The sequence below is a fragment of the Aeromonas sp. A35_P genome (genome assembly GCF_002259925.1).
GTDB lineage: Bacteria > Pseudomonadota > Gammaproteobacteria > Enterobacterales > Aeromonadaceae > Aeromonas > Aeromonas dhakensis.
Genome location: NZ_NEVB01000202.1, coordinates 1 through 22,309 on the forward strand (window position 1 = coordinate 1; position 22,309 = coordinate 22,309).

Here is a 22,309-nt window from a genome sequence, read left to right on the forward strand (position 1 = left end):
GTCAGGGATAGCCTGGTCCAGGGAGAGTTTGGCAAACAGACGCATTGAGGCAATTTCGTAGAGTGCGTCCTCCATGGCGCCGTCGCTGAGGTTGTACCACTGCTGCATACAGTGAATGCGGAGCATGGTATCGAGTGGGTAGGGACGACGCCCGTTACCAGCTTTGGGATAGACGGGTTCGATGACCCCCAGCATCCTTGGCCATGGGAGCACAGCCTCCATGCGAGCCAAGAATATCTCTTTACGGGTTTTACGGCGTTTGCCATTGAACTCGCAGTCCGCGAAGGTGAGCTGGTGACTCATGCTGAACCTCATCCCTGATGCCAAGTGGGGTTCATGATCTCACATCAAGGACTTGTTCGCACTTTCCCTAGGAGAGAGATCTCCCAACGCATACATACCGAGTCGGATTTCTTCCCACCTAGTGGCATTCATCAATCGCACCAGTTCCACCATGCCCTCACCCAATCCAGATTCACTGACGCAGTGGCCACAGACATCCCTCAATCCTATGGCTGACTGGCGTATGTATATGCCCTTCAATGAAAAGCGCGCAATCATTAGCAAGGTATTATCGTGCAGTAAATCCCTTCACCACCGTCCAATCAATCACTCCCCCAACCTCTCCGCCAACCCTGAATACCGCTCGGTCTTTTTCCGCACCGCCTGTGCCAACAGGGCGCGGTCGCCGTAGAGATCGAGGCGCGCCTTGGCGCGGGTGATGCCGGTATAGACCAGCTCGCGGGTCAGCAGCGGGTTGGGGCTGTCCGGCAGCACCAGCACGGTATGGGCAAACTCCGAGCCCTGGGATTTGTGGATGGTCATGGCGTAGACGGTCTCGTGGGGCGGCAGCCGGCTGGGCAACAGCGCCCGCAGGGTGCCGTCCGGCTGCTCGAACCACACCTTGAGCCGCCCGCTTTCATCGGGCAGGCAGAGCCCCATATCGCCGTTGTAGAGGCCGACGCCGTGGTCGTTGCGCACCACCATCACGGGGCGACCGGCATACCAGTCGCCATCGCGGGCAATCAGGCCAGCCCGTGACAGGGCCAGTTCGAGCCGCTCGTTGAGCCCCTCGACGCCAAACGGGCCATCGCGCAGGGCGCAGAGGATCTGAAAGCCGTTGAACGCCTTGAATACGGCGGCGGGTGCCTCCCCCGCGCGGGCCGCCTTCAGATAGCTGCCGTAACCGGCCACCCCCTGGGCAATCAACTCGTCATAGGCCTCCCCCGCCCAGGGGTGCAGGCTGATATCCCTAAAGCCCATACCCCAGACAGCCTCCACCGCCACCGCATCGCCGCTGTTGCAGGCGCGCGCCAGCTGGCCGATGCCAGAGTGCTGATCGAAGCGCCAGCTCTTGGAAAGCAAACAGAGGCTGTCACGCACCGGTGCCCCTGCAGGCGTGCCCTGCAAGCGGTAGCCGGTCTGGCGGGAGAGCCAATCCGCCTGGGCGGGGCTGATGCCCTGCTCGATAAAGCTGCAGATATCGCCGAGCACGGCCCCCGCCTCCACCGAGGCGAGCTGATCCTTGTCGCCGAGCAGAATGAGGCGAGCGTGGCTCGGCAGCGCATCGAGCAGGCGCGCCATCATCGGCAGGTCCACCATGGAGGCCTCGTCCACCACCAGCAAGTCGAGGTGCAGCGGGTTGCCTTTGTGGTGGCGGAATTGGCTGCGCCCCGGGATCACCCCAAGCAGCCGGTGCAGGGTGCCCGCCTCGGTGGGGATGGCTTCCACCCACTCGGGGGGCAAGTCCAACGCCTGCAGGGCAGCGCCGATACTCTCGGTGAGGCGCGCCGCCGCCTTGCCGGTGGGGGCCACCAGCCGGATCGCCGGGGCCTTGCCCGCTTGCAGGCCGGTCTCCACCAGAATGGCCAAAAGCTTGGCGACCGTGGTGGTCTTGCCGGTGCCGGGGCCACCCGAGATCACCGCAAAGGGGCGCGCCGCCGCGGTGGCCGCCGCCAGCTTCTGGCCGTTGCAGCAGAGCGCTTCGGGCACCAGCGCATCCAGCTTGCTCAGGTCGTTTGCCGCCTGGGCGCTGACCAGCAGCGCCTCGATGGCGGGCCACTCCACCTCGTTTGGGAACACCAGATCCAGGTACTTCTCGATAAAGTGGCGGGCCGAGAAATCCGGCGCGAGGCGGGCCTTGAGCAGAGCCCCGAACACCAGGCCGTAGTCGCGGGCAAAGAGGCGCGACAGGGCCGGGGCTATCTCCGGCCATTCGGCGCGCTCGCTTAATGCACGCAGATAGCGGGCCACCCCCAGTTCAAAATCGTGGTAGCGGGTGAGGTAGAGCCGCCCGTGCCAGAGCCGCAGCGGCCAGCGGGGGGCTTCCCCATCATGCTGCTCGGTGCCAACCAGGGGGCTTGCCGCAAACAGGGCGGGCCAGCTCGCAGGATCCGCCAGATCGGCTAGCAGATCCCGGCCCTGATCCGGATCCAGCCCGAACGGGCGCAAGGATCCGGCAGATAACATTTCAAGCGGCAGGCAGACATGGCCGCGCCCCAGCTCGAAGCAGGCGAGCGCCGCCCCCAGCACCAGCTCGGGGCCACCGCCCAGATCGGCCACCAGTTTGGCAAATTGCAGATCCAGCTGGCGGATGCGCCCCGCCAGCGCCAGGGCCTTGAGCCGTTCGATCATGACTACGCTCTTCATGCTTCTACCCCGTTATCCGAAACTTGTGCGAGGGCGGGCGTAGCCCTCTCGCTAAACAGCCGATCCAGCCCCTGCACCAGCTCGCGACTGGGGCGAGTATGGAAGATCCCCCCCTGCGGCATGCCGCGCAGGAACAGATAGAAGACGCCGCCAAAGTGCTGGTCGAAGTCGTAGCCCGGCAGACGCAGGGAAAGCAGCCGATGCAGCGCCAGCGAATAGAGCTGGTATTGCAGGTCGTAGCGATGCTCCACCATGGCCTGCTCCAGCGCCGGCCGGCTGTAGTCGGCCGGGCTCATGCCAAGGTGGTTGGATTTGTAGTCGAGCAGATACCAGCGCCCCTGCCACTCGAACACCAGGTCGATAAAGCCCTTGAGCATCCCCTGCACGGTGGCGAAGCTGAGGGGCTTGTTGCCCCGCGACAGCGGGTCGTGCTGCTGGCAGAGCGCGGTCAGCGCCGGTGCCGTCACCCGCCCCATGGGCAGGAAGAACTCCAGCTCCACCTGCTTGCGCTCGGGGGCCAGATCCCGCAGCCGCACCGGCTCGCCAAAGCCCGTTTCAAGCGGCGTATCCAGCACCGCCTCCACCTGCTGTTGCAGCACGGGGGCCCAGCTTTCATCGAAGCCATCCTGCGCCAACAGGGTGGCGATATGCTGCGCCAGCGAGTCGCCGCCGGCGCTCTGAAAGTCGATGGTCTCGAACAGGCTGTGCAGCAATGTGCCGGGGCGCGCCCCCTTCGGGAAGGTGAAGATGGAGGGCTGGGGCGCCTGCACTGGCTCTTCGGCAGCCAGCGCCGCCGCCTCGGTGACCACCTCGTCATCGAAGCCGGGGTTGGCCAATACGCCCTTGCTGTGACCGTGGCCCTGGGCCGCCAGCCCGGAGTAGGAGCTGATCCACCAGTCCCGCTCAAGGGTGCCGCCAAAGCGGCGCACCCGGGGCTCGCCCAGTTGCTCCTCTTCTAGCGGCAGCGGGGCCGGGCGGGTGAGCGAGGGCTCACCGACGGCCACCCCGGGCAGACCCTGGGCAAGCGAACTGAGGGCGGTGGCCAGGGTCATGGCGTCCCCCTCTTCGCCTTTTTGCAGCAGGTAGCCGATGGCGGTCTGGTGCAGGTCGGTCTTCTCGGACTTGCCGTTGCCGGAGCGCACCGGCGCCAGCCCCAGCCAGGTGGCGTAGACCCCCCGGGTCAGCGCCACGTAGAGCAGCCGCAGATCCTCGGCGAGGCGCTCCTTGTCGGCCTCTGCCAGGGAATCCTCGGCACCGGTCAGATCGAGAATGGTGCGATTGCCCGCCGCATCGGCCTCGTGATAGAGGGGAGTATCGGCGCTGCGGTGGCTGCAGATAAAGGGGAGGAACACCAGCGGGTACTCCAGCCCCTTGGATTTGTGGATGGTGACGATCTGCACCAGCTTGCGCTCGGACTCCAGCCGCAGTATCTGCTCCGCATCCTGACCGCTCTGGCGGTTTACCGCCTCCCCCAGCCAACGCAGCAGGGCGTATTCGCCGTCCAGCTCGCTGCTCACTTGCTGGAGCAGTTCCCCCAGATGGAGGAAGTTGGTCAGCCGCCGCTCCCCGTAGGGGCTCGCCAAAAGCGATGCGGCGAGATTGCGCCGGTGCAGCAGGGCCCGCAGCATGGCCAGCACGCCGCGCTTGTGCCAGACCTTGCGGTACTCCATAAACTCCTGCACCGCGCTCTCCCACGCCCGCTCGTCGGAGGCAAGCTCGTCGAGGGCCTTGGCGTCGAGATCGAACAGGCCAGTGGCGAGCGCCGCCCGCAAACTTCTCTCCTCACTCGGGTTCTGGCAGGCGTGCAGAATGAGCAGGATCTCCCGCGCCTCCACCTGCTCCAGCACGCTCTCGCGATTCGACAGATAAACCGAGGCGATGGCGAGGCGTGCCAGCTCCTGCTGCACCAGCTTGCCCTCGGCACCGGTGCGCACCAGCACGGCGATATCCCCCGCTTTCACCGGCTCACTGCCGATCAGCGCCTTGCCCTCCCGGGCCAGGGTCAGCAGGCGGTGGATCTCCGCAGCCGTGGCGCGGGCCATCTTGTTCTGGTAATCCCCCCGGTTGAAGGTGGGCTGGCCGGTGAGCTGCCAGCAGTGCAGCACGGGGGCGGTTTCACCGTCGAGGCGCAGCGCCTTGCTCTTGCCCTGCGCCTCCACCGGCAGGAAGGGGATATCCGCCTCGTAGATAAAGGGATCCTTGGCCCGCTCGAACAGGCCGTTGACCGCCCCCACCAGGGCACCGCTGGAGCGCCAGTTGCGCCCCAGGGTGTAGTGGGCGCTCACATTTCGCCGCGCCTGAATGTAGGTAAAGATGTCGGCGCCGCGAAAGCCGTAGATGGCCTGCTTGGGGTCACCGATCATCAGCAGCGCCGTGTCCTGGTGGCCGCCATATAGCCGATGGAAGATGCGGTACTGCTGGGGGTCGGTATCCTGAAACTCATCGATCATCGCCACCCGGTAGGTGGTGCGAATGCGCTCGCAGAGCCGCTCGCCAAGGCTAGAACCCAGCGCCCCGTCGAGGTCTTTGAGCAGATCGTCGAACGAGAGCTGATGGGCCTGGCGCTTGCTGGCCTGCATCCGGCTGCGCACCACCACGGCGGCCCGCTGCAGGATAAGGTCGCGAATGCCGGGACGGCTCGCCAGCAGCGCGTCGATCTCGCTGAACAGCGGCAGGGTTGGCAGCTCGCCCCCTTTCTTGAGGTTCGCCTCCAGCACCGTCTGGCCGAAGCGATCCAGCTCCTTGGGAATGGCGTAGCCGCTCGCCTCGTCCTGCGCCCAGTCGGCTATCTTGGCGAGCCACCCCTCGTAGTTCTTGCCGGTGTAGCGGCTGATCTGGCCGTCGGTCTGGCGGCGGATCTCGTCCACCTGCGCCAGCCAGGCCTCCTTCACCGCCTCGATGCGACTCATGGCCACCTGATGGCGGGCGGCGAGGGTCTCGTCCCCCGCCGGCGGGCGCATCTCCAGCTCGCTGTTGTCGAGCCAGCCGTTCATCTCACGCAGCAGGGCCGCCGGGCTTGGCCAGAGCGCGCGCACGGCGCTCGCCAGGGTTTTATCCACCGGATAGAACTCGGCGCGCCAGTAGTCGCTCACCGCCTGCAGCCTGAGCTGGCTGTCGTCGGTGAGAAATTCGGTTTCGAAGAGGGCGCCTGACTCGAAGGCGTTCTGTTTCAGCATCCGCTGGCAGAAGCCGTGGATGGTGAAGACCGCCGCCTCGTCCATCTGCCGTTCGGCAGCCAGCAGGCGGCGGGCCGCCAGCTCGTGATCCTCCACCTCAGCCAGCAGCTGGGCCAGCAGGGCATCGCCGCTTTGCCCGCGCATAAAGGCGAGGCGCGCCTCGTGGATGCGACCACGGATCCGCCCGCGCAACTCGGCGGTGGCCGCCTCGGTAAAGGTCACCACCAGGATCTCGGTCACCGACAGGGGCCGCTCGTGAGCGCTGGGCTGACCGGCGTCTTCCCCCTCTTCAATGAGCGGGCCATGACCCAGCAGCAGGCGCAGATAGAGGCCGGCGATGGTGTAGGTTTTGCCGGTACCGGCGGAGGCCTCGATCAGCCGCTCGCCATGGAGGGGAAAACGCAGGGTATTGAGCGGGTTAGCCATTATTGCAACTCCTCCAGCGCCTTGATCAGCGGGGTCAGGTGTTCGCGGGCCAGCGCCTGCAGCTGGGCCAGCACCTCGTCATCGAGCTCCGGGAAGCAGCGGGCGACGTAGACGTCCTGCCCCTCCCCCGTCACCATGTAACCGCCGTTGAAGCAGGCGAGCGCCGCCTTGTCGGCGGCCTCCGGTTTCTCCGGATCCTTCTCGATCGTCTTGATCCACTCCCAGGCGGTGCTGGGGAAAAACGGCAGCGGCCGCTTCATCCCCTGCATCCAGAGCGCCACCAGGGCCGCCAACTTGGGCCGAGCCTCGTCAGCAGCGAGTACAGGCAGGCGCAGGCTCTGCTTGGCGTCGAACAGCAGGGTGTCACCGGGGGCGCAGCTCAATGAGAGGCAAAGGTGCTGGATCCAGCCCAGCAGCAGATCCTTGCCGTTGAAGCTGCCGGGTTTGATCACCAGCAAGCGCCCCTTCTGGGTGTCGATCCACCCCTGCAGCTGGCCCTGGGTCAGGGAGATATCGATCTCCACCGCCTGTTTGTCCGCCTCATTGGCCGCCACCCAGGGCCGTAGCCGCGCTGCCAGCTTGCCCATCTCGGCATCCAGATCGTCCAGCAGCAGGCTGCCGAACCAGCCCTGGGGCAGCAGGCCGGAGAGCTGCAGGCGCTGGCGACGCTCCTCGCTCTCCCCCTGTGCCAGATGGGCATCGAGCAGCAGCGCCTTAAGTTGATAATTTTGCAGGCCGTCCAGCTCGAACGGCTCGCTGTCCTCGATCTCGGCCTCGTCCAGCTCGAACCACACCTTGAGGCGGCGGTTGAGGAAATACTTGGCGGGCTGGCGATAGAAGCGCAGCAGCTCCGCCAGCTCCAGCCCCTGCTCTTTCCCCCATTCGGGGGGCAGCGGCAGCTCGCCGCTCTGGAAGTTGGCGGCCCCGCGCTGAGGATTCAGGGCCGGCAGCCAGTCGGCGGCATAGGTGAAGAGGCCGGAATCCGCCTCTGGATAGAAGTAGCTGCGGCTGTAGGGGGTGAGCGGGTGTTCGACGATCAGGTGTTCGAGCAGCCGCTTGCCGGACGTCTCGTCATCGAGGTCCTCATCCCCCGCCAGCACGAAGCCCTGGCGCACATAGTCGATGAGCTCCGCCAGCAGCACGGAGGGCACCTTCTCGCTGTTGTCCTGGGCGCTGAACCCCTGATAGCTGATGTAGAGCCCCTGCTGGGCGCTGAGCAGCGCCTCGAGGAAGAGGTAGCGGTCGTCGTCGCGACGGGAGCGATCCCCGCGCCTGCCCGCCACCGCCATCAGGTCAAACCCCATGGGGGGCAGGGTGCGCGGGTAGACCCCGTCGTTCATGCCGAGCAGACAGACCTGCCGGAAGGGGATGGAGCGCATCGGCATCAGGGTGCAGAAGTTGACCTGACCGGCGAGGAAGCGCTGGCTGGAGCGGGACTCCCCCAGCACGCTGCCGAGGTAATCCTGCAGTAGATCGGCACTGATGGCCTGCTCGAAGCGCGCCTCGCCGAGCTGGGCGAGCCAGTCAGCCAGCTGGCTGCGGATCAGCTGCAACTGGCGCTCTTCATCCTCGTCGGCCAGATAGAAGCGCTCCAGCAGTTCGTTGAGGCAGGCGATCCACTCGGGCAGCTCCTGCGCCTGTTGCAGGCGGGGCAGAAATTCCGCCAGCGAGTCGACGAACCAGGCGAGCTTGCCGAGCGCCAGCCCCTGCTGACCTTCGATATCGGCGTAAGGCAGGATGCCCGCCACCGGCTCGCCGTCGCCCATGGCAAAGCCGAGCAGCATGCGGCGCAGGCCGAACAGCCAGCTGTTGCCGGAGAGGCGCGGCAGATCGAAGCGCTCCGGGTAGCCGTCATCCAGCCCCCAGCGGATGCCGGTCTCCTGCACCCAGCGTCGCAGCTGGTTGAACTCGTCGTCATCGAGCTCGAAGCGGCGCAGCACGGCGGGCACCTCGAGAATGGCGAGCAGCTCGCCGGCTCCCAGCCGGGCATTGGGCAGTCTCAGCAGGGCGAGGAAGCTCTGCAGCAGCGGGCTCTCCTGGCTCGCCGCCCGATCGGATACCGCGAAGGGGATCTGGCCTCTCGCCCCGAATACCGCCTGAATATAGGGGCCGTAGCTGTTTACATCCGGCATCATCACCACCACGTCTTTCGGGGTGAGGGTGGGGTCCTGCTCGAACAGCGCCAGCAGCCGGTCGTGCAGCACCTCGAGCTCGCGCATGGGGCCGTGGCAGGCGTGGATCTGCAAGGATCCATCGGCCGGATCGAGCGGGCTCTTGTGCTGGCTGCTGTCGAGATCAAACTGGCCGGCCCCCCGCTCGGCCAGCTCCAGCACATCTTTCTGGATGGCGCGCAGCAGCCTGATATTGCCCTTGGCATCCAGCTCGTCGATATCGACAAAGGCCTCGATTTGCGGCACCTCCAGCTCCATCAGCTGGTGCAGGTAGTCGCGCCCCAGCTTGCCCATGGAGGCGAGCAGCGGGTTGGCGGGGCCCTGCAGGGTGTCGAGATCGGTGCCCGGCTTGAGCTTGTTTTCGAGGCGCGCCAGGGTCTTTCTGTCCAGCAAATCCCCCCAGTAGTAGCGGCAGGGGTTGGTGACGAACAGGTGTACCTCCACCTCATCCCGACTGCCGAGGGCCAGCAGCGCCTCCACGTAGCGCGGCGGCAGCGCCGAGATGCCGAACACGAAGACCCGCCGGGGCAGCTTGCCCGGCAGCGTGGCGGTACGTTGCAGCTCGTGGATAAACTCCTCGTAGAGGTTGGCTCTGTGGTAGCCGCTGGGGGCCAGCGCCAGGGTGCGGGCCACCAGCTCGCGCCACAGCTCGGGCTGCCAATCCTGACCGCTCACCCCGGCCAAGTCCTTACTCAATCCCTCCCCTTGTTCCCAGCGGGCGATCCAGTCCGGCCGGTAGACCAGATACTGGTCGAACAGATCCGCCACCTTCTGGCAGAGCTGCCATAGCCGTACCTGCTCGAGATCCTGCAATGACTCCGCGTCATCCCCGCCCAGATAGGCGGCCAGCGGCGCAAAGGCGGGGCGGTCGAGCAGGGCGGGCAAGATGGTCATCAGCTGCCAGCTCATGGATCCCTTGTTGTAGGGACTCTGGCGCGGTACGTCCGCCAGCACCCGGGTGAACATCTCCCAGATAAAGCTGGCGGGCAGCGGGAAGTCGATATTGGCGGCGATGCCGAAGGCTTTGGCCAGCTCCAGCTTGAGCCACTGGGCCATGCCCGGGCTCTGCACCAGGATCTGCTCGCGCTCGAAGGGGTGAGCGAGGGGGGTCTGCCGGATGCGGCTCACCAGCAACTCTTTGAGCAGATCCAGCTGATTGGAGTGGTAGAGGGTAAACATGGGCAATTCCCGCCAGTGCAAAAGAGGGGTCAGCGCGGGAAAACCTCAAGGATCCCCGTCACGTCACAGGTATCGGGATTGTCGGGGATCGGGGGATAAGATGCAAAAGGCGCTTGTTGTCGCCGATCACGTCGCCGTCATCCATCGCAGGCAAATGTGACGGGCATAAAAAAGCCGGTGCAATTGCACCGGCCAAAAGGCGTTGGAAAACTCGAACCTGCGGGGTTTACCAGTTCTTGCCGAGGCGGCCATCCAGGCTGAAGGCCCCTGCACCGGCCGCCGCCAGGGCCAGGAAACCACCGGCCACGGAGACGTTCTTCATGAACATCAGCATCTGCATCTGATCGGCAGGCTGATAGTGGAAAATAAAGGCGGCCATCAGGGTGAAACCGGCCATCAGCACGGAGAGGCTGCGGGTAAACAGGCCCAGCATGATGGCGAGGCCACCACCCAGCTCCAGCAGGATCACCAGCGGCAGGATGAAACCGGGCACGCCCATGGCTTCCATATACCCCTGGGTACCGGCGTAACCGCCGATCTTGCCCCAACCCGCAATCACAAACATCAGAGCCAGCAGTACGCGACCCACCAGCAGTGCCAAATCTTTCATCTTGTCCATTTCAATATCCTCGTTTTGCGTCACATCACCGCTGACTGCTTCAGGGTAGGTCAAATAACAGGGCTTGGCTGGCACTCATGGCCACCAGATCCCATTTGGGCTCATCACGACTGAGTACCCCGTCGCCGGGTCGGGCAGCCAGACCGTTGGCGGTCAGCTCCCCTGAAATCATCTGCAGGTAGCCGTGTCGGCCGGCCAGCTCCCAGGTGAGGCTCTCACCCGGTTCAAGCTGCAACCGCCAGACGCGGGCCTGCTGGCGGATCCTGAAGGATCCTGCTTCGCCATCCGGTGACGCCACCAGCGTCATGCCCGGATTGGCTTCAATCTTCTTCTGCTGATAACCGGGTGTCGTGCCGTGTTCGTTCGGCTCTATCCAGATTTGCAGCAGGGAGAGCGGCTCGGTCTGCGAGGGGTTGTACTCGCTGTGCCGGATGCCGGACCCCGCGCTCATCAGCTGGAAATCCCCCGCCGGGATCTGCTCGGCATGGCCGAGGCTGTCCTTGTGCTCTATGGTGCCTTGCAGCACGCAGGTCAGGATTTCCATGTTGGCGTGAGGGTGGGTCGCGAAACCGCCACCCGGCGCCACCAGATCCTGATTGATGACCCGCAGCACTGAATGCCCCATCCAGTCCGGGTCGTAGTAGTGCCCGAAGGAAAAGCTGTGGCGCGCATCCAGCCAGCCGAAGTTGGCCTTGCCGCGCGCTTCTGCGGCTCTCAATTTCATCATGGTGTGCTCCTCACGTACCGATACGGTTAATTAACGCTGCTTGCCGCTACCGATGCCGAACGGAATGCGGTAGTCGCTGCTCTGCTCACCCAGGCTCACGGTCAGGTTGCCCTGGGTGCGGCTCGGGATCTGCACCTGCTGGCTGCCCATCAGGTTGGCATGGACGGAGGCAACAAGGTCGCCAGACTCGTCACGCACTTCCAGCATGGGGTTGCCCTTGCCTTCCACCGCGGCGGTGGCGTGCCAGTTCACAAACAGCACGCCCGGGGCGGCGTTGAGGTCAGCCGGGACGGAAGCCTGAGCAAAACCTGCGGTCATCAGGCCTGCAACGGCCAGCATCTTGATTACGTTTTTCATGTTCATTCACTCTCTTGGTTTTATGTCATTGCCAAGGCCGCTGTGGCCAGAATCAATGCATCCATGCAAGAGGTCATTCAAATAGTGTGTTGTTCTTTCACCGAAGTCAGACGCCCTGATTGAGGGGGTCACAGTCTGGAACTACCCGTTTATTTGGCTGCTTGGCGTTCCTGCCTAAGCGTTGATTGAATATTAAAGACACTTGGCCTAACTTGTTAGCGAGATAAACTGGCAAACATGTTCAAAAAAATTGAAGGCAATTTATGGCCAAGGAACTGAACAAGGAACGGGCGCTGACCCTGGAAGCCATCCGGGTGCTGGATGCCATCGACCGCCGTGGCAGCTTCGCGGCGGCGGCCGACGAACTGGGCAAGGTGCCCTCGGCCCTGAGCTACACGGTACAGAAGCTGGAAGACGAGCTGGACGCCATGCTGTTCGACCGCAGCGGCCACAGAACCAAGTTCACCCCGGCGGGTCGTATGCTGCTGGAGCGGGGTCGGGTTCTGCTGGAAGCGGCCGAGCATCTGGTGGGCGAGACCCGGGCGCTGGCCCGCGGCTGGGAGACCGACATCACCATCGCCGTCGATGCCCTGGTGCCGCTGCAGGCGCTCTATCCCCTGGTCGAAAGGCTGGCCGAGCTGACCGATACCAGGCTGAGGTTTCGCGCCGAGGTGCTGGCGGGCAGCTGGGAGTGTCTGGAGGATGGCCGGGCCGACCTGCTCATCTCCTCCCTCAATCCCGACATCATGATGACCGGCATCAAGCACCAGCCGCTGCAGGAGGAGGTGATGCTCTATGTCGCCCACCCGGATCATCCTCTGCATCAGGAGCCCGAGCCTCTGGCGGACGATACCCTGCGCCGCTACCGGGCCATCGCAGTGGCCGACTCGGCGCTGCGCAAGCCGGTGCTCACCTATCGCCTGCTCGACAAGCAGCCGCGGCTCACCGTCAGCACCATGGGCGAGAAGCGTGACGCCCTGCTGGCCGGACTCGGCATCGGCACCATGCCGCAAAGCTGGATTGAAGAGGACATCAAGGCCGGACGGCTCAAGGTGATCAGTCCCGAGTATCGCCACCAGCTCCAGGTCGTGCTGGCCTGGCGGCGCGACACCATGGGCAAGGCCAAGAGCTGGCTGATCCGGGAGATCCCCAAGCTGTTTCCCTGCAAGGGGGAATAAATGTCTGCCGCGTGAGGACGGCGGCGCAGGAAGTGCCGAAACTGAGCCCCTGTCTTGACGGCGGGCTCAGATTCGAGGAAAAGAAAAAAGCGGCCCTCTTGCGAGTTCCGCTCAATGCCAGGAAAGAATAAAAAACCTTGCGGTTTAAAAAACCCTTAAATTGGAAGCAAACAATCGATTTCTCAACCAGGAAGGTCTTGAATCCGATTCGTTTTGAATTATGCGCGATGTTTTATGCGCCACCAGCAAAATGTTGAACGGTTGAAGGATATGCACCGCAGAGTATCACTATCTGCAACCTTCGAGCGCGACTGGTCTGGCCATTTCAATCGATTACGTCGGGTTTGTTTCCTCTGGTTTTTTAAAGTGTCAGTATCTGAGCCCATAACGACAAAAGAACTCAATTTCTGCCACAACATAAAAATGCAGATAAAGGAATAGTTGCATGACCTACAGCCAGACCCTGGCCAACAATATTCTCGACACTCTGAAGAAGACCCTGACCGACAAGGGGATCCGCTATCAGACCCTGGCGGAAGCCATGGGGGTTTCCATCGCCACCGTCAAACGGATGATGAACAAGCCCTCCCTGCCGTTCGATACCCTGCTGGAGGTGTGCCACCTGGTAGGGCTGTCGTTCGAAGAGCTGCTGGACCGCACCCAGGACGCCCAGAGCCGGCGCGCCGTCTTCACCCAGGAGCAGGACGAGGCGTTCCACAATGAGCCAGGTCTCTATGCCTTTCTTGCCAACATCTTCTGGCGCGACAAGACCCTGATCGATCTCAAGCGGGAGTACGGCCTGACCGACGCCTCCTGCTACCTCTATCTGCGCAAGCTGGAGAAGCTCGGCATCCTGCAGCTCGGCATCGACAACAGCTACCACTTCCTCATCAGCGAGCGGATCAGCTTCGAGCAGCACAGCCGCTTCGCCCGCCAGCAGGCGCGCCAGGCCATGTCGGTGCTGGGGGACTATCTGGTGGAGAACATGCACAAGTCCAACAACTACATGGCGCTGTGCCAGCTCCATCTCAACGAGAGCGAAGCGATGGCGCTGATCGAGCGGATGAAGGAGTACTGGCACCAGGAGCTCAAGCTCAATCGTCCCGCCATCGGCCATCAGGAACACAGCAAGACCTACACCATGTCGCTGCAACTGGCCGACTGCGGCTACCAGAGTTTCGACGACCTGATCCCCAATATCGACAACTGATCCCGGCGGATCCCGCGGGATCCGCCCCCCCCTTCCCAGGCTGACGTTGCGTGCCGACTCACCCCTGCTCCGCGAGCCGGGTTTGCTGCGGCTTGCCTGCGAGGGGCTGCAATATTCGTGTGTCGAGGTGAATGCGGATGGCATCCGGCCGCCAATGCTCGATGTCGCAATCCACCAGCGCTCCCCGCTCGTCGTAATTGACCCGCACCAGCCGCAGCACGGCGCTCCCCTCCGCCAGATTGAGGGCGCGGGCGATGGCGCCGCGCGCCGCCGAGGGGGTGATCTCGAGGCTCGCCCCGCCCTGGCCTATGCCATAGCGCTGCTGATAGAGCTCGGTGAGGGAGCTGGCCAGCGGCGCGCTGGCGATGTCGGGAAAGCGGCTGGCCAGCAGATGGTGGCTGACGTGCAGCACGGGGCGCCCATCGATCAGGCGCAGACGGCGAATTTCATAGAGCGGCGTAAAAGGCTCCAGCCCCATCCAGCGGCAGAGTTCGCTGCTGGCCAGCTCGCTGCCGTGGGCCAGTACCCGGGTCTCGGCGGTGCGTTGCTGCTCGCCGATCCACTGATGGAAATGGGTGTGGATGGCGGGATCGTAGGTGAGCCTGGGGGGCGCCACGAACCAGCCGCGCCGCTCGGCCCGGTAGATGAGGCCGTCCGCCTCGAGACTGGAGAGCGCCTCCTTGATGGTGATGCGGGTGGTGGCGAAGCGCTCGCTCAGGGCCCGCTCGGCCGGCAGCTGCTGGCCCGCCGCCAGCTGGCCGCTGCCGATATAGCGGCGCAGGGTCTGGCAAATCTGTTCACACTTGGAGGCGCGGCCATCGGCCGCAACCCGCTCGCTCAATCTCGGTTCGATCACGCTCATCTTCCTGTCGATCATCCTGGCTGCCGTGGCTGGTTCAACCCTCGCTGGAGTAGTCCAGCCTCACTCGGATTGAGAGTTGTAACCGCGCAGGATGACAGCGCCATGACAGGGCGATTGTCATCAAACTGCCATCAAAGCGCCCCGCCACCGTCATATTTCCCCTCTAGCATCCCTCTCGAACCTTAACTGACCTAGTCCAGAGGGATGGGATGATGAAAAGCGTGATCGCAAGTGCACTGGCCCTGGTGGCCATCAGCCAACCACTGTTTGCCGCCGAAAACATAGCGGATCTCGAAAAGGCCGCTCGCGGCGAAGGCCAGCTCAGCAGCATCGGCATGCCGGACAGCTGGGCCAACTGGAAGGATACCTGGCAGCAGCTCGGCAGCATCTACGGCATCAAGCATCAGGACACCGACATGAGCTCGGCCCAGGAGATCGCCAAGTTCGCCGCCGAGAAGGGCAACGCCACCGCCGACATCGGCGACGTGGGCGGCGCCTTCGGCCCGGTGGCGGTCAAACAGGGTGTCACCCAGCCCTACAAACCCTCCACCTGGGCCGACATTCCCAACTGGGCCAAGGATGCGGATGGTCACTGGATGCTGGCCTATACCGGCACCATCGCCTTCCTGATCAACAAGGATTTGGTCAAGGCCGCACCCACCAGCTGGCAATCCCTGCTGGGTGGCGACTACAAGGTGACTCTGGGTGACGTGGGCGTCGCCTCCCAGGCCAACAACGGCGTGCTGGCGGCGGCCTATGCCACCGGTGGCAGCGAGAAGAATCTCAAGCCCGCCCTGGAATTGTTCGGCAAGCTGGCCCAGCAGGGCCGTCTGTCGCTGAACGACCCGACCATCGCCAACATCGAGAAGGGCGAGGTGGAAGTGGGGGTGCTGTGGGACTTCAACGCCCTGAACTACCGCGACCAGATCGACCCCAAGAAGTTTGAGGTGGTGATCCCGAGCGACGGCTCCGTCATCGCCGGCTACACCACCATCATCAACAAGTGGGCCAAGAACCCCAACGCCGCCAAGCTGGCGCGGGAATACATCCTCTCCGACGCCGGCCAGATCAACCTGGCGCGCGGCTACGCCCGCCCGATCCGCAGCAACGTCACCCTGCCGGATGACGTCAAGGCCAAGCTGCTGCCGGCCGAGCAGTACGCCAACGCCAAGCCGGTCCAGGATCACGCCGCCTGGGAGCAAAGCTCCAAGGCCCTGCCGCGCCAGTGGCAGGAAACCGTCATGATCAACATGCAGTAAGGAGCAGCCAGTGCAACACAAGGTGATAGTGGTACTTGTGGATGGCCTCTCTGCCGAGGTAGCCCATTGCATGGGCTACCTCGCAGGCATGGTGGAGGCGGGGCAAGGGCTGCAGGCCACCCTGAGCTGCGCCCTCCCCTCCCTCTCCCGGCCTCTCTACGAGTGCATCCTGACCGGGACGACGCCGGTGGAGAGCGGCATCACCCACAACGGGGTGAGCCATCTGAGCCGGCAGGAGTCCATCTTCCATCTGGCCCGCGCGGGCGGCAAACGCACCGCGGCCGCGGCCTATCACTGGGTGAGCGAACTCTACAACCAGAGCCCCTGGCAAGCGGCCCGCGATCGCTTCACCCATGACGAGCGACTGCCGATTCAGCACGGCTGTTTCTACTGGGATGACGGCTACCCCGACAGCCATCTGCTGATGGATGGCGAGTGGCTGCGCAGCCAGTACGACCCCGATTTTCTCTTGATCCACCCGATGGGGGTGGATGACGCGGGCCACAGGTTCGGCCTCGACTCCCGTCAGTACCGCAATCAGGCACGCCGGATGGACAGCCTCTTGGCCGACCTGCTGCCCCAGTGGCTGGCGGAGGGGTATCAGGTGGTGATCACCTCGGATCACGGCATGAACAACGACTTGAGCCACGGCGGTACCCTGGCCGAGGAGCGCCGGGTACCGCTCTGGCTGTTTGGCGATGCGTTTGTGGCCCAGTGGCCGGCCGGCCCCGCCATGCAGCAGACCCAGCTCTGCGCCCTGATGGCCGACCTGCTGGGGGTTTCCCACGACAAGCCGGGCTGCCCGCCGCTGCTCAAGGCCGGCAACCTGCCGGAGGTACACTGATGATGCCCGCCACCACCGAGATCCTCGCGGATCAACCCGCCATCACCCGGCGCCGGCTGCGCCGCCACTGGCTGCCCGCTCTGGTGCTGCTGCCGTTCATCCTCCTGATGATCCTGTTCCAGCTCGCCCCCATGGCATGGGTGCTGGTGGGCAGTTTTCAGACCCCGGATGGCTGGGGCCTCGACTACTACCGGGAGATTTTGAGCTCCCCCTTCTACCTGCAATCGTTCGGCAACTCCTTGCGCATCGCCGGCATCGCCAGTCTGGCGGGGCTCGCCATCGGCACGCTCGGGGCGGCCGCGCTGCGCCACAGCAGCGAGCGGGTGAAACGGCTGCTGCTGGCCTTCGTCACCATGACCGGCAACTTCAGCGGGGTGCCGCTGGCGTTCGCCTTCATCATCATTCTCGGCATCAATGGCGCCGTGACCCTGCTGCTGAAATCCTGGGGCCTCATCGACGGCTTCAACCTCTACTCGGGCACCGGCCTCATCCTCATCTACACCTACTTCCAGATCCCGCTCGCCCTGCTGCTGCTCTATCCGGCGTTCGATGCGCTGCAGGATGAGTGGCCCCAGGCCGCTGCGTTGCTGGGGGCGAGCAAGGGGCAGTATGTGTGGCACGTGGCGCTGCCGGTGCTCACCCCCGCGCTGCTCGGCACCCTGATCATCCTGTTTGCCAACGCGGTGGGGGCCTATGCCTCCGCCTATGCCCTCACCACCGGCAACTTCAACCTGGTGACCATCCGGGTGGCCAGCCTGGTCTCCGGCGACATCTTCCTCGAGCCCAATATGGCGGCGGCGCTGGCGGTGATCCTGATGGTGCTGCTGGGGGTGGTGACGGCCGCCAACCAGTGGCTGCTGAAAAAGAGCTACGTGAACAAGGGGCAATCCCATGCATGATTTGACGCCGCGCTGGCCCAAGTGGGTGCTGGGGGCTCTGGTGGCCACCCTGCTGTTGCCGCTGCTGGCTACCTTTCTCTACTCCATCTCCACCCGCTGGGGGGCCACTCTGCTGCCTGACGGCTTCACCCTCGACTGGTATCTGAAGCTCTGGGGCGACCCGCGCTTTCTGGCGGCGTTTGGCCGAAGCCTCTTGGTCTGCTTCGCCACCCTGCTGCTGGGAACCCTGGTGCTGGTGCCCACCGTGCTGGTGGTGGCCTACTACTTCCCAAAGCTGGATCCCTGGATGAACCTGTTGATCCTGCTCCCCTTCGCGGTGCCACCGGTGGTCTCCTCGGTAGGGCTGCTGCAGATCTACGCCGACGGCGTCCTGCCCATTATCGGCACGCCGTGGATCCTGATCGGCACCTGGTTCACCGTGGTGCTCCCCTTCATGTACCGGGCACTGGCCAACAGCCTGCAGGGGGTGCCGCTGAAAGATCTGATGGATGCCGCCCACCTGCTGGGGGCGAGCAGCAGCCGCGCCTTCCTGCTGGTGGTGATCCCCTGTCTGCGCAAGGGGTTGCTGGCGGCGCTGTTTCTCTCGCTCTCCTTCCTGCTCGGCGAGTTCGTGTTTGCCAACATGCTGGTGGGCACCCGTTACGAGACCCTGCAGGTCTACCTCTACAACATGCGTTCGACCTCGGGCCACTTCACCAGCGCGCTGGTGATGAGCTACTTCCTGCTGACCCTGCTGCTCACCTGGGCGGCGAACAGATTTCATCGGTGAATCAACATGTTCCATCTAGAAGTGAATCAACTGCACAAATCCTACGGCGACACCAAGGTGTTCGAGGGGATCGAATTCGGCATCCGCAAGGGGGAGCTGGTGACCCTGCTCGGCCCCTCCGGCTGCGGCAAGTCCACCCTGCTGCGGGCGCTGGCCGGGCTCACCCCGGTGGATGGCGGTCAGGTGCGGGTGGCCGGTGAGGACATTACCTGGCAGGAACCCCAGAAGCGGGGTATCGGCATGGTATTCCAGAGCTACGCCCTCTTCCCCAACATGACTGTGTGGGACAACGTCGCCTTCGGCCTCAAGATGAAGCCCCAGCCGGGGCGGGATCTCGCCGCCAGCGTGCAGGAGGCGCTGGAGCTGGTGGAGCTGACCGGCTTCGAGCGCCGCTACCCGGCCGAACTCTCCGGCGGCCAGCGTCAGCGGGTGGCACTGGCCCGGGCGCTGGTGGTACAACCGCGGATCCTGTTGCTGGACGAGCCGCTCTCGGCGCTGGATGCCCGTATTCGCCGCAGCCTGCGCCAACAGATCCGCGAGATCCAGCAACGCCTTGAACTCACCACCATCTTCGTCACCCACGATCAGGAGGAGGCGCTCACCATGTCGGATCGGATCTTCCTGATGAACAAGGGATCCATCGTCCAGAGCGGCACGCCGGAGGAGATCTACACCCGCCCCGCCGACGCCTTCGTGGCCGGCTTTATCGGCAACTACAACCTGCTCGATGGCGAGCAGGCCAAGGCCCTGTTTGGCCCGCACTGCCGTGGCAAGCTGGCGCTGCGACCGGAGTCCCTCTCCCTGCTGGCGGCCGGCGCCCGCAGCGACGAGCCGCACCTGCCTGGCACCATCCGCGGGCAGCAGCTGCTTGGCAACGTGATCCGCTATCAGGTGGAGTGCGAGGCGGGCCTGTTGACGGTGGACTGCCTCAACCGCTCGGCCCGGGATCTGCTGCCGGTGGGCAGCGCCGTGACCCTGGTGGTGGCCCGGGATCAACTCTGTGAGGTAGCATGACGCCGCATTTCATTTCCATTTTCACTGCGAGGAGCACCCATGGCACTGGCACTGTTTGATCTGGATGAGACCCTGATCGCGGGGGATTCCGCCAGCCTCTGGCTGGAGTACATGGTGACCGAGGAGCTGGCCCCGGCCGGCATGATCGCCGAGGAGCAGGCGATGATGTCCCTCTACCATCAGGGCAAGATGGACATGCATCAATACATGGCCTTCACCCTGCAGCCGCTGGCGGGCAAGTCGCGCCAGTGGCTCGACCCGCTCTGTGCCCGCTTTGCCGAGCAGGTGTTGCGCGATCGCATCTACCCGGAGGGGGTGGAGCGCATCGAGTGGCACCGCAAGCGGGGCGACGAGCTGGTGCTCATCTCGGCCTCCGGCGAGCACCTGGTGGCCCCCATGGCGCAGATGCTGGGGATGGATCACTGCGTGGCCATCCTGCTGGATGAAGAGGCCGGCATGCTGACCGGCCAGACCCGCGGCACCCTCAGTTTTCGCGAGGGCAAGGTGGCCCGCATCAACCAGTTGTTTGCCGCCAGCGCCGACCTCTGGCGGGAGAGCCACGGCTACAGCGACTCCCACAACGATCTGCCGCTGTTGCAGGCGGTGACCCACCCCCACGCGGTCAATCCCGCACCGGGGCTGCGCCAGGTTGCCGCCGAGCAGGCCTGGCCCACCCTCGACTGGCAACTGGCCTCCTGAATGAAGAAGAGGCCCTCAGGCCTCTTCATTGCTCAGCAGCGTATCGTCGGCAGGGGGCGCCTCCTCCTGCCCCTTCACCTCTGACCGGCCCAGATAGATACGGTTCTTGCCGTCACGCTTGGCGCGATATACCTCGGCATCGACCGCCACCAGCAGCGCCTTGCCATCCTCTCCCGCCCGGCTGGCCACCAGCCCGCCACTCAAGGTGATCCTGAGCCCCGGCTCGCGCCAGTCCAGTGACTCCACCCCCCTGCGAAACTGTTCCAGCAACATCTGGCAGAAGTGGATGTCCGGGTTGACCAGCAGCACCACCAGCTCCTCGCCACCGTAACGGCAGACCCAGCCGTGATCCCCCAGCAGGGCCCGGCCGAGCTGGCTCACCCGCTTGAGCACCACATCTCCGGTCTGATGGCCGAAGGTGTCGTTGACCCGCTTGAAGTCATCCAGATCCACCATGGCCATGCAGAACGGCTGCTGATCCTGCAGCAGTCGGTGGAAACGTTCGTCGAAGAAGCGCCGATTGTAGAGGCCGGTCAGCTTGTCCAGATTGGCCTGCTGGCGCGCCTCGTGATAATCCTTGCTCACCTCGGCCAGTTCGGCATAGACGTGCCTGAGCTCGCGCATGCCCCCCTGGGGCACCCCGTCGGGCGCCATCCTGCTGGCCCGGATCATGCTGGAGATCTCGTCGAGCATGCGGCGGAAATAGCGGGACCAGATCAACGCCAACATCAGGTAGAGCACGCAGGCCAGCGCCACCATCAGCAGCACGTTGAGGGAGACCCTGTCCACCACCGCCATCACGCTGGCCGCTGGCTGCACGCTGATCAACACCCAGTTGCGCTCCTTCAGCCTGCTATAGGCCACGAACTGGCTGGAGGCCTTGTCCAGGAAGATGCCATCCTCCTGCTTGAAACGAGAGAGCCACTCGGGGTGAGCCATGGGTTTGAGCAGCTGGGCGACATCGGGGTGAGCCAGCACCTTGCCGGACTGGTTGACGACCATCTGGTAGCCATCTCCCAGCTGGCGGCTCAGCTGGGCGGAGAAGGGAGCCAGGATGGCATCGACCGCAAGGACCCCGCGCACCTTGCCCTCCCTGTCGGTCAGGGCCCGCGCCAGGGCGATCACCAGGTTGCCGTTGGTGTAGTCGTAATAGGGCTCGGTCCAGACCATCTTGCCCACATGCTGGCTGGCCAGCTGATACCAGGGGCGCACCCTGGGATCGAAGTTGGCGTCCGCCTGCCAATCCGGGTAGATCAGCATCTGGCGCTCGGCGGTACCTATGTAGATGTAGACCAGATCGGCCATGACCCCCTTGTAGAGCTGCCACTCCTTCAGATAGCTCTCGGTGTTGAGCAGGCGGGGACCGCTGATGTCCTCCACCTTGACTCGGTCGTAGATGAGGGTGAACTGGCGCTCCATTTCGTGCAGATAGGGCTCGATGAAGACGTGACGAAGCTGGTGGTTGGTGGCGAGCAGGCGCTGCTGCAGCTCGCTTTGCAGACTCCGCTCCATGTGCAGGTAGTAGATGCCGTCCAGCATCAGCACCGGGATGAACAGCAAAAGCAGCCCCAGACGCATCCTGGCTATCAGGGACCAGGTTTTTTTGGCGACCGCTCGTTTGACCAATCCTGACTCCTGCTATTGCCAGACCACGCGTAGTGTCAGAATATCAGCAGCGCGAGATGGCGTCCAAAGGGAAGCTGTTGGTCTGCTCAATTAGAGGTAATCGACACGGATGCTGAACCCGGACCTGTTGATGGCGCTGCACTACTGCGCCGTGATCACCCTGACCGGGGCGATCACCTCCGAATATTTCCTGTTCCGCCGCGGCATGTCCATCGAGCAGGTGCGCAAACTGCTGCTGGCCGACGGCCTGGCGGCGCTGGCCCTGCTGCTCATCTTCATCACCGGGGTACTGCAGGTGCTCGCCCACCCCGATGAACCGGCCGTGCTGCTCGCCAACCCTGGCTATCGCACCAAGCTGTTGCTGTTCTTCGTGATGGCCATCAGCTTTGGCTACCCCAGCCGCCTCTTCTACCGCTGGCGCCGCTCCCTCCGCCAGGGGCGCGCCCCCATGGTATCCATTCAGCAGCAGTTCTGGGTGATCTGGATCCTGCGCGGCAACCTGCTGCTGCTCGCCCTCATTCCCCTGCTGGCCAGAATCGCCAACGGTTGAGCCCTCCCGGCCCGGTGCTGCGGGGTGGCTCACCATCCACAGCGCCGACCTCACCGACAGCGCAAGACAAATCCCCCCGCTCACGGTTATCTTGG

At 64.2% G+C, this 22,309-nt stretch carries 18 protein-coding genes; 9 read left to right on the plus strand and 9 right to left on the minus strand.

The window, feature by feature from the left end:
• The 7 genes from CAK78_RS14465 to CAK78_RS14500 form a co-directional block, all read right to left on the minus strand.
• The coding region (locus CAK78_RS14465; RefSeq protein WP_141214098.1) for a transposase at positions 1 to 303 on the minus strand (303 nt) is incomplete at its 3' end.
• Between the two features lie 306 nt (positions 304 to 609).
• Positions 610 to 2,649 carry an exodeoxyribonuclease V subunit alpha gene (gene recD, locus CAK78_RS14475; RefSeq protein ID WP_094697724.1) on the minus strand — a complete coding sequence of 680 codons (2,040 nt, stop codon included), beginning with the start codon at positions 2,647 to 2,649 and terminating at the stop codon, positions 610 to 612.
• Complete coding sequence (gene recB, locus CAK78_RS14480; RefSeq protein WP_094697725.1) at positions 2,646 to 6,251, minus strand: exodeoxyribonuclease V subunit beta; 3,606 nt, start codon at positions 6,249 to 6,251, stop codon at positions 2,646 to 2,648. The genes recD and recB overlap by 4 nt, the downstream gene beginning before the upstream one ends.
• The gene (gene recC / locus CAK78_RS14485; protein WP_094697726.1) at positions 6,251 to 9,601 is read right to left on the minus strand and encodes an exodeoxyribonuclease V subunit gamma; all 3,351 of its coding nucleotides are present in this window, start codon (positions 9,599 to 9,601) and stop codon (positions 6,251 to 6,253) included. The genes recB and recC overlap by 1 nt, the downstream gene beginning before the upstream one ends.
• A 226-nt stretch (positions 9,602 to 9,827) precedes the next feature.
• Positions 9,828 to 10,220: a DoxX family protein gene (locus CAK78_RS14490; RefSeq protein WP_005306139.1), complete on the minus strand. Its 393-nt coding sequence runs from the start codon at positions 10,218 to 10,220 to the stop codon at positions 9,828 to 9,830.
• A 40-nt stretch (positions 10,221 to 10,260) separates the two neighbouring features.
• Positions 10,261 to 10,947, minus strand: a complete 687-nt coding sequence (locus CAK78_RS14495) for a pirin family protein (RefSeq protein WP_017785520.1) — start codon at positions 10,945 to 10,947, stop codon at positions 10,261 to 10,263.
• 30 nt (positions 10,948 to 10,977) lie between these two features.
• Positions 10,978 to 11,310 carry a hypothetical protein gene (locus tag CAK78_RS14500; RefSeq protein ID WP_011707661.1) on the minus strand — a complete coding sequence of 111 codons (333 nt, stop codon included), beginning with the start codon at positions 11,308 to 11,310 and terminating at the stop codon, positions 10,978 to 10,980.
• Between the two features lie 257 nt (positions 11,311 to 11,567).
• On the opposite strand from CAK78_RS14500, the gene CAK78_RS14505 reads away from it, so the two are divergent.
• Positions 11,568 to 12,482 carry a LysR family transcriptional regulator gene (locus tag CAK78_RS14505; RefSeq protein ID WP_094697727.1) on the plus strand — a complete coding sequence of 305 codons (915 nt, stop codon included), beginning with the start codon at positions 11,568 to 11,570 and terminating at the stop codon, positions 12,480 to 12,482.
• Between the two features lie 445 nt (positions 12,483 to 12,927).
• Positions 12,928 to 13,692 carry a helix-turn-helix domain-containing protein gene (locus CAK78_RS14510; RefSeq protein ID WP_094697728.1) on the plus strand — a complete coding sequence of 255 codons (765 nt, stop codon included), beginning with the start codon at positions 12,928 to 12,930 and terminating at the stop codon, positions 13,690 to 13,692.
• Positions 13,693 to 13,750: 58 nt separating this feature from the next.
• On the opposite strand, the gene CAK78_RS14515 is transcribed toward CAK78_RS14510, so the two are convergent.
• Positions 13,751 to 14,569, minus strand: coding sequence for a UTRA domain-containing protein (locus tag CAK78_RS14515; RefSeq protein ID WP_176452804.1), 819 nt, complete (start codon positions 14,567 to 14,569; stop codon positions 13,751 to 13,753).
• Between the two features lie 197 nt (positions 14,570 to 14,766).
• Here CAK78_RS14515 and CAK78_RS14520 point away from each other — a divergent pair, with 197 nt between their 5' ends.
• From CAK78_RS14520 to CAK78_RS14545, 6 genes are read left to right on the plus strand one after another with little or no spacing between them, the layout of a single operon-like run.
• Positions 14,767 to 15,813 carry an ABC transporter substrate-binding protein gene (locus CAK78_RS14520; protein ID WP_094697730.1) on the plus strand — a complete coding sequence of 349 codons (1,047 nt, stop codon included), beginning with the start codon at positions 14,767 to 14,769 and terminating at the stop codon, positions 15,811 to 15,813.
• A gap of 10 nt (positions 15,814 to 15,823) precedes the next feature.
• Entirely contained in the window at positions 15,824 to 16,657 is an 834-nt protein-coding gene (locus CAK78_RS14525; RefSeq protein WP_176452805.1) for an alkaline phosphatase family protein, read from the plus strand.
• Entirely contained in the window at positions 16,657 to 17,556 is a 900-nt protein-coding gene (locus CAK78_RS14530; RefSeq protein ID WP_094697731.1) for an ABC transporter permease, read from the plus strand. Before CAK78_RS14525 ends, CAK78_RS14530 begins: the two co-directional genes overlap by 1 nt.
• Positions 17,549 to 18,325 carry an ABC transporter permease gene (locus CAK78_RS14535; protein WP_094697732.1) on the plus strand — a complete coding sequence of 259 codons (777 nt, stop codon included), beginning with the start codon at positions 17,549 to 17,551 and terminating at the stop codon, positions 18,323 to 18,325. The genes CAK78_RS14530 and CAK78_RS14535 overlap by 8 nt, the downstream gene beginning before the upstream one ends.
• Before the next feature lie 6 nt (positions 18,326 to 18,331).
• Entirely contained in the window at positions 18,332 to 19,339 is a 1,008-nt protein-coding gene (locus tag CAK78_RS14540; RefSeq protein WP_094697733.1) for an ABC transporter ATP-binding protein, read from the plus strand.
• Positions 19,340 to 19,378: 39 nt separating this feature from the next.
• Positions 19,379 to 20,038, plus strand: coding sequence for an HAD family hydrolase (locus tag CAK78_RS14545; RefSeq protein ID WP_094697734.1), 660 nt, complete (start codon positions 19,379 to 19,381; stop codon positions 20,036 to 20,038).
• Positions 20,039 to 20,053: 15 nt separating this feature from the next.
• Here CAK78_RS14545 and CAK78_RS14550 read toward each other — a convergent pair whose 3' ends face one another.
• On the minus strand, positions 20,054 to 21,664 hold the full coding sequence (locus tag CAK78_RS14550; RefSeq protein ID WP_094697735.1) for a sensor domain-containing diguanylate cyclase: 1,611 nt from the start codon (positions 21,662 to 21,664) through the stop codon (positions 20,054 to 20,056).
• Positions 21,665 to 21,773: 109 nt separating this feature from the next.
• Between CAK78_RS14550 and CAK78_RS14555 the strand changes: the two genes are divergently transcribed.
• Complete coding sequence (locus CAK78_RS14555) at positions 21,774 to 22,214, plus strand: DUF2214 family protein (RefSeq protein ID WP_005306181.1); 441 nt, start codon at positions 21,774 to 21,776, stop codon at positions 22,212 to 22,214.
• Positions 22,215 to 22,309: the final 95 nt, after the last annotated feature.

What these genes read in the sequence shown, in the direction of transcription:
- CAK78_RS14500 (WP_011707661.1), bottom strand. Translation starts at nt 11,310, where the DNA reads ATGAACATGAAAAACGTAATCAAGATGCTGGCCGTTGCAGGCCTGATG.
- CAK78_RS14540 (WP_094697733.1), top strand. Translation starts at nt 18,332, where the DNA reads ATGTTCCATCTAGAAGTGAATCAACTGCACAAATCCTACGGCGACACC.
- recD (WP_094697724.1), bottom strand. Translation starts at nt 2,649, where the DNA reads ATGAAGAGCGTAGTCATGATCGAACGGCTCAAGGCCCTGGCGCTGGCG.
- CAK78_RS14505 (WP_094697727.1), top strand. Translation starts at nt 11,568, where the DNA reads ATGGCCAAGGAACTGAACAAGGAACGGGCGCTGACCCTGGAAGCCATC.
- CAK78_RS14490 (WP_005306139.1), bottom strand. Translation starts at nt 10,220, where the DNA reads ATGGACAAGATGAAAGATTTGGCACTGCTGGTGGGTCGCGTACTGCTG.
- CAK78_RS14535 (WP_094697732.1), top strand. Translation starts at nt 17,549, where the DNA reads ATGCATGATTTGACGCCGCGCTGGCCCAAGTGGGTGCTGGGGGCTCTG.
- CAK78_RS14495 (WP_017785520.1), bottom strand. Translation starts at nt 10,947, where the DNA reads ATGATGAAATTGAGAGCCGCAGAAGCGCGCGGCAAGGCCAACTTCGGC.
- CAK78_RS14510 (WP_094697728.1), top strand. Translation starts at nt 12,928, where the DNA reads ATGACCTACAGCCAGACCCTGGCCAACAATATTCTCGACACTCTGAAG.
- CAK78_RS14515 (WP_176452804.1), bottom strand. Translation starts at nt 14,569, where the DNA reads ATGATCGACAGGAAGATGAGCGTGATCGAACCGAGATTGAGCGAGCGG.
- CAK78_RS14530 (WP_094697731.1), top strand. Translation starts at nt 16,657, where the DNA reads ATGATGCCCGCCACCACCGAGATCCTCGCGGATCAACCCGCCATCACC.
- recB (WP_094697725.1), bottom strand. Translation starts at nt 6,251, where the DNA reads ATGGCTAACCCGCTCAATACCCTGCGTTTTCCCCTCCATGGCGAGCGG.
- CAK78_RS14545 (WP_094697734.1), top strand. Translation starts at nt 19,379, where the DNA reads ATGGCACTGGCACTGTTTGATCTGGATGAGACCCTGATCGCGGGGGAT.
- CAK78_RS14520 (WP_094697730.1), top strand. Translation starts at nt 14,767, where the DNA reads ATGAAAAGCGTGATCGCAAGTGCACTGGCCCTGGTGGCCATCAGCCAA.
- recC (WP_094697726.1), bottom strand. Translation starts at nt 9,601, where the DNA reads ATGTTTACCCTCTACCACTCCAATCAGCTGGATCTGCTCAAAGAGTTG.
- CAK78_RS14555 (WP_005306181.1), top strand. Translation starts at nt 21,774, where the DNA reads ATGCTGAACCCGGACCTGTTGATGGCGCTGCACTACTGCGCCGTGATC.